Annotated in this window: 7 protein-coding genes; all 7 read left to right on the top strand. The window is 52.4% G+C overall.

Going from position 1 to position 5,953, the window contains the following annotated elements:
- The first annotated feature begins 137 nt into the window (after positions 1-137).
- The 7 genes from ybgC (at position 138) to cpoB (ending at position 5,747) form a co-directional block, all read left to right on the top strand.
- On the top strand, positions 138-542 hold the full coding sequence (ybgC, locus tag L977_RS15140; RefSeq protein WP_003858593.1) for a tol-pal system-associated acyl-CoA thioesterase: 405 nt from the start codon (positions 138-140) through the stop codon (positions 540-542).
- Complete coding sequence (gene tolQ / locus L977_RS15135) at positions 539-1,231, top strand: Tol-Pal system protein TolQ (RefSeq protein ID WP_008501101.1); 693 nt, start codon at positions 539-541, stop codon at positions 1,229-1,231. Before ybgC ends, tolQ begins: the two co-directional genes overlap by 4 nt.
- Positions 1,232-1,234: 3 nt before the next feature.
- Positions 1,235-1,663: a colicin uptake protein TolR gene (tolR, locus tag L977_RS15130; protein ID WP_003858589.1), complete on the top strand. Its 429-nt coding sequence runs from the start codon at positions 1,235-1,237 to the stop codon at positions 1,661-1,663.
- Positions 1,664-1,691: 28 nt separating this feature from the next.
- Positions 1,692-2,960 (top strand): cell envelope integrity protein TolA, encoded by a 1,269-nt coding sequence (tolA, locus tag L977_RS15125; protein ID WP_047626088.1) that lies wholly within the window; start codon positions 1,692-1,694, stop codon positions 2,958-2,960.
- Between the two features lie 130 nt (positions 2,961-3,090).
- Positions 3,091-4,383 (top strand): Tol-Pal system beta propeller repeat protein TolB, encoded by a 1,293-nt coding sequence (tolB, locus tag L977_RS15120; protein ID WP_047626086.1) that lies wholly within the window; start codon positions 3,091-3,093, stop codon positions 4,381-4,383.
- A gap of 35 nt (positions 4,384-4,418) precedes the next feature.
- The gene (pal, locus tag L977_RS15115; protein ID WP_003858578.1) at positions 4,419-4,940 is read left to right on the top strand and encodes a peptidoglycan-associated lipoprotein Pal; all 522 of its coding nucleotides are present in this window, start codon (positions 4,419-4,421) and stop codon (positions 4,938-4,940) included.
- Positions 4,941-4,949: 9 nt separating this feature from the next.
- Complete coding sequence (gene cpoB / locus L977_RS15110) at positions 4,950-5,747, top strand: cell division protein CpoB (RefSeq protein WP_023332428.1); 798 nt, start codon at positions 4,950-4,952, stop codon at positions 5,745-5,747.
- Positions 5,748-5,953: the final 206 nt, after the last annotated feature.

Here is a 5,953-nt window from a genome sequence, read left to right as displayed (position 1 = left end):
CCTATAACGATATGGGCTTACCCGAGCCCATAAAAATTTACTCTCCGTTTACTTTCTCCCATTCCAAACCATCTTTCCCGCGCGTATAGTAGCGAAGTTTGAAAGCTCCAACTTTTCTTGTATTACTGGGATGTAAAGTGAATACAACGCTGTTTCGATGGCCGGTTCGTGTCTATTACGAAGATACCGATGCCGGTGGTGTGGTTTACCACGCCAGCTACGTTGCTTTTTATGAACGGGCACGCACAGAGATGCTGCGCCATCATCACTTTAGTCAACAGGTGCTGTTGGCTGAGCGAGTTGCCTTCGTGGTACGCAAGATGACGCTTGAGTATTTTGCGCCTGCCAGACTCGACGACATGCTCGAAGTCCAAACTGAAATTACATCAATGCGCGGGACCTCACTGGTTTTCACGCAGCGGATAGTCAACGCAGAGAACACCGTACTGAACTCAGCTGAAGTACTGATTGTTTGTGTTGATCCAACCATAATGAAGCCTCGTGCGCTTCCTAAGTCTATTGTCGCGGAGTTTAAGCAGTGACTGACATGAATATCCTTGATTTGTTCCTGAAGGCAAGCCTTCTGGTTAAACTTATCATGTTGATTTTGATTGGTTTTTCAATCGCATCCTGGGCCATCATCATCCAGAGAACGCGTATCCTCAATGCTGCTGGCCGTGAAGCGGAAGCGTTTGAAGATAAGTTCTGGTCGGGTATTGAGCTTTCTCGCCTGTATCAGGAGAGCCAGGGGCGCCGTGAAAACCTGACCGGCTCCGAACAAATTTTCTATAGCGGCTTCAAAGAGTTTGCTCGCCTGCATCGCGCAAATAACCATGCGCCGGAAGCGGTTGTGGAAGGCGCTTCTCGTGCGATGCGTATCTCCATGAACCGTGAGCTGGAAAATCTTGAAACGCACATTCCTTTCCTCGGTACTGTCGGCTCCATCAGCCCGTATATCGGCCTGTTTGGTACAGTATGGGGGATCATGCACGCCTTTATCGCGCTGGGTGCGGTGAAGCAGGCGACGTTGCAGATGGTTGCACCGGGTATCGCTGAAGCACTGATTGCGACCGCTATCGGTCTGTTTGCGGCAATCCCGGCGGTAATGGCTTACAACCGCCTGAACCAGCGCGTGAACAAACTGGAACTGAACTACGACAACTTTATGGAAGAGTTCACTGCGATTCTGCACCGTCAGGCGTTTACCAGCACCGAGAGCAACAAGGGGTAAACCATGGCCAGATCGCGTGGACGAGGTCGTCGCGAGCTCAAGTCCGAAATCAATATCGTTCCACTGCTGGACGTCCTGTTGGTACTGCTGCTGATCTTCATGGCAACAGCGCCAATCATAACCCAGAGCGTGGAGGTGGATCTGCCGGATGCGACAGAATCACAGGCGGTGAGCACCAATGACGATCCTCCGGTCATCATTGAAGTTTCCGGCGTAGGGCAGTACAGCGTGGTGGTAGAAAAAGATCGTATGGATCAGCTTCCACCGGAGCAGGTGATAGCTGAGGCGCAGCGTCGCCTGGAGTCAAATCCGAAAACGGTCTTCTTAATCGGTGGCGCGAAAGACGTACCCTACGATGAAATTATTAAAGCGCTGAACTTGCTACATAGTGCGGGTGTTAAGTCAGTTGGCTTAATGACTCAACCTATTTGATCATCCGCGTAGTTTTTGGGAACCGATAGTGTCAAAGGCAACCGAACAGAACGACAAGCTTAAGCGAGCGATAATCGTCTCCGCAGTACTGCACGTGATTCTTTTTGCAGCGCTGATCTGGAGTTCGTTCGATGAGCATATTGATGCATCAGGCGGCGGTGGAGGGTCTTCTATCGATGCCGTTATGGTGGATCCCGGTGCGGTAGTGCAAAACTATAATCGCCAACAGCAGCAGAAGGCGAGTGCAAAACGGGCTGAAGAACAGCGTGAAAAACAGGCGCAACAGCAAGCGGAAGAGCTGCGTGAAAAGCAGGCCGCGGAGCAGGAACGTCTGAAGCAGCTTGAGAAAGAACGTTTGCAGGCGCAGGAAGCGGCGAAAGAGCAGGCGGAACAGCAAAAGCAAGCTGAAGAGGCCGCGAAAAAAACGCAGGAGCAGCAAAAGCAGGCGGAAGAAGCGGCCGCTAAAGCCGCAGCGGATGCCAAAGCGAAGGCTGATGCCCAGGCAAAATTAGCGGCTGAAGCAGCGAAGAAAGCGGCTGCCGATGCCCAGAAAAAAGCTGAAGCCGAAGCCGCGAAGAAAGCCGCTGCTGATGCTCAGAAGAAAGCCGAAGCCGAAGCGGCGAAGAAAGCGGCTGCTGACGCTCAGAAGAAAGCTGAAGCCGAAGCGGCGAAGAAAGCCGCTCAGGAAGCAGAGAAGAAAGCAGCGGCTGACGCTGCGAAGAAAGCGGCTGCTGCCGAGAAGGCCGCGGCTGAAAAAGCGGCTGCGGCTGAAAAAGCTGCTGCTGATAAAAAAGCGGCTGCCGAGAAAGCTGCAGCAGATAAAAAAGCGGCTGCCGATAAGAAAGCTGCGGCTGAAAAAGCCGCTGCCAAAAAGGCCGCTGCAGATAAAGCGGCTGCGGCTGCTGGCGTCGACGATTTGCTGGGCGACCTGAGTTCAGGTAAGAACGCACCAAAAGCGGGTGGCGGGGCGAAAGGGAACGGTCAGCCGTCTAAAGACAGCGGGACCTCCGGCGCCAACGGCGGGGCAACGGGTGCAGATATCAGCGCTTATGCGAAGCAGATTCAGGTGGCGATCCAAAGCCGTCTGTTTGATGCGGGCCTGTATCAGGGCAAACAGTGCGTGCTGCATATCAATCTTGCCCCAGATGGACGGTTGAAAAGCGTCACTTCTGAAGGGGGCGATCCTGCGCTTTGCCAGGCAGCGTTAGCCGCAGCAAGATCGGCGAACATTCCTAAACCGCCGAGTGAGGCTGTTTACGATAAGATAAAAGATGCCAAACTAGACTTTAAGCTGTGATCGTCTTTCCTTTGGGAAGTATTGAAAACCGACTATTGTCATAGCCAGGATCGTGTAGTTTTGTCTATTTGAGTTTGTTAACATTCTGCTAAATTATCGTGGGTAAGGTTACCCGGATAAGGGAGATATGATGAAGCAGGCATTACGTGTAGCATTTAGTTTTTTAATGCTGTGGGCAGCTGTGCTGCACGCAGAAGTACGTATCGAGATCACCCAGGGGGTGGACTCGGCACGCCCAATCGGTGTTGTTCCGTTCCAGTGGGCCGGTCCTGGCGCTGCACCTGAAGATGCCGGTGGCATCGTGGCGGCTGACCTGCGTAACAGCGGTAAATTCAACCCGTTAGATCGTTCTCGTCTGCCTCAGCAGCCGGGCAGTGCACAGGAAGTACAGCCTGCTGCATGGTCTGCGCTGGGTATTGATGCGGTCGTTGTGGGTCAGGTTACCCCTAACCCGGACGGCTCTTATAACGTGGCCTGGCAGCTGGTAGATACCGGCGGTGCACCGGGTACCGTTCTGGCACAGAACTCCTACAAGGTCACTAAACAGTACCTGCGCTACGCGGCTCACGCGGCCAGCGATGCGGTGTTCGAAAAACTGACCGGCATTAAAGGTGCGTTCCGTACCCGTATTGCTTATGTGGTGCAGACCAACGGCGGTCAGTTCCCGTATGAGCTGCGCGTCTCTGACTACGACGGCTACAACCAGTTCCTGGTGAAACGTTCTTCCCAGCCGCTGATGTCTCCAGCCTGGTCTCCGGACGGTTCTAAACTGGCATACGTGACTTTCGAGAGCGGTCGTTCTGCGCTGGTTATCCAGACGCTGGCTAACGGTGCTGTGCGTCAGGTAGCGTCGTTCCCACGTCACAACGGTGCGCCTTCCTTCTCTCCGGACGGCTCTAAACTGGCCTTTGCGCTGTCTAAAACCGGTAGCCTGAACCTGTATGTGATGGATATTGGCTCTGGCCAGATCCGCCAGGTGACCGATGGTCGCAGCAACAACACCGAACCTTCATGGTTCCCGGACAGTCAAACCCTGGCGTTTACCTCTGACCAGGCTGGCCGTCCACAAATCTATAAAGTAAACATCAACGGCGGTGCTCCGCAGCGTATTACCTGGGAAGGTTCGCAGAACCAGAACGCAGACGTGAGCAGCGACGGTAAATTCATGGTAATGGTCAGCTCCAACGGTGGGCAGCAGCACATTGCCAAACAAGATCTGGTAGCGGGTGGCGTTCAAGTTCTGTCGTCAACGTTCCTGGATGAAACGCCAAGTCTGGCACCTAACGGCACTATGGTAATCTACAGCTCTTCTCAGGGGATGGGATCTGTGCTGAATCTGGTTTCTACAGATGGGCGTTTCAAAGCGCGTATTCCGGCCACTGATGGACAGGTAAAATCACCTGCCTGGTCGCCGTATCTGTAAATAATAATTAATTGATTACTAAAGGAATCATAGAAATGCAACTGAACAAAGTGCTGAAGGGGCTGATGATCGCTCTGCCTGTAATGGCAATCGCAGCGTGTTCTTCTAACAAGAACGCAAGCAATGACCAGAGCGGCGAAGGCATGATGGGTGCCGGTACCGGTATGGACGCGAACGGCAATGGCAACATGTCTTCTGAAGAGCAGGCGCGTCTTCAGATGCAGCAGCTGCAGCAGAACAACATCGTTTACTTCGATCTGGATAAATACGACATCCGTTCTGACTTCGCTGCGATGCTGGATGCTCACGCTAACTTCCTGCGTAGCAACCCATCTTACAAAGTCACCGTAGAAGGTCACGCGGACGAACGTGGTACCCCAGAGTACAACATCTCCCTGGGTGAACGTCGTGCTAACGCTGTTAAAATGTACCTGCAGGGTAAAGGCGTTTCTGCTGATCAGATCTCCATCGTTTCTTACGGTAAAGAAAAACCTGCAGTACTGGGTCACGACGAAGCGGCTTACTCCAAAAACCGTCGTGCCGTACTGGTTTACTAAGAGAATGGCATGAGCAGTAACTTCAGACATCATCTGTTGAGTCTGTCGTTACTGGTTGGAATAGCGGCCCCCTGGGCCGCTTTTGCTCAGGCACCAATCAGTAGTGTCGGCTCAGGCTCGGTAGAAGACCGGGTCACTCAACTCGAGCGTATTTCTAACGCTCACAGTCAGCTTTTAACCCAACTCCAGCAACAACTTTCCGATAACCAAAACGATATTGACTCACTCCGCGGTCAGATTCAGGAAAGTCAGTATCAGCTTAACCAGGTTGTGGAACGTCAGAAGCAAATCTTGTTGCAGATAGATAGCCTGAGCAGCGGTGGTGGTGCAGCAGCACAACCCGCAGCAGGCGATCAGAGCGGAGCGGCGACATCCGCGCCCGCGCCGTCAGCAGATGCTTCCGCTTCCACAGGCGCGCCTGTACAGAGCGGTGACGCGAATACGGATTACAATGCGGCCATTGCCCTCGTGCAGGATCAATCTCGTCAGGACGACGCGATTGCTGCGTTTCAGAACTTTGTTAAGAAATACCCTGATTCAACCTACCAGCCAAATGCCAATTACTGGCTTGGTCAGTTGAATTACAACAAGGGTAAAAAGGATGATGCGGCGTTTTATTTTGCCTCCGTGGTGAAAAATTACCCGAAATCGCCGAAAGCGCCAGATGCGATGTATAAGGTTGGCGTGATCATGCAGGACAAAGGAGACACTGCGAAAGCCAAAGCGGTTTATCAGCAGGTGGTCGCCAAATTCCCTGGTACCGAAGGTGCCAAACAGGCGCAAAAACGTCTGAATTCGATGGGATGATTATCGCATGACCAGAAATCGCGTTATTTCTGGTCGTGCAGCATGATTCGTAAGCAGTTAAGTGATCTTCATCGAAATTTTTGTTGCGCAGAATTCTTAAATCAGTAATATATGCCGCCGTTGCCACGGGATATCAAACAACGTGAAAACAGCGTAAAAGTGGGTCGTTAGCTCAGTTGGTAGAGCAGTTGACTTTTAATCAATTG

It is taken from the genome of Enterobacter sp. ZOR0014 (assembly GCF_000798855.1).
Taxonomy (GTDB): domain Bacteria; phylum Pseudomonadota; class Gammaproteobacteria; order Enterobacterales; family Enterobacteriaceae; genus Enterobacter; species Enterobacter kobei.
The sequence above is the reverse complement of the archived record's forward strand: the minus strand, read 5'-3'. Positions and strand labels throughout refer to the sequence as shown.

Excerpts from the sequence above, each read along its gene's own strand:
- pal (WP_003858578.1), top strand. The coding sequence starts at position 4,419 with ATGCAACTGAACAAAGTGCTGAAGGGGCTGATGATCGCTCTGCCTGTA.
- cpoB (WP_023332428.1), top strand. The coding sequence starts at position 4,950 with ATGAGCAGTAACTTCAGACATCATCTGTTGAGTCTGTCGTTACTGGTT.
- tolB (WP_047626086.1), top strand. The coding sequence starts at position 3,091 with ATGAAGCAGGCATTACGTGTAGCATTTAGTTTTTTAATGCTGTGGGCA.
- tolR (WP_003858589.1), top strand. The coding sequence starts at position 1,235 with ATGGCCAGATCGCGTGGACGAGGTCGTCGCGAGCTCAAGTCCGAAATC.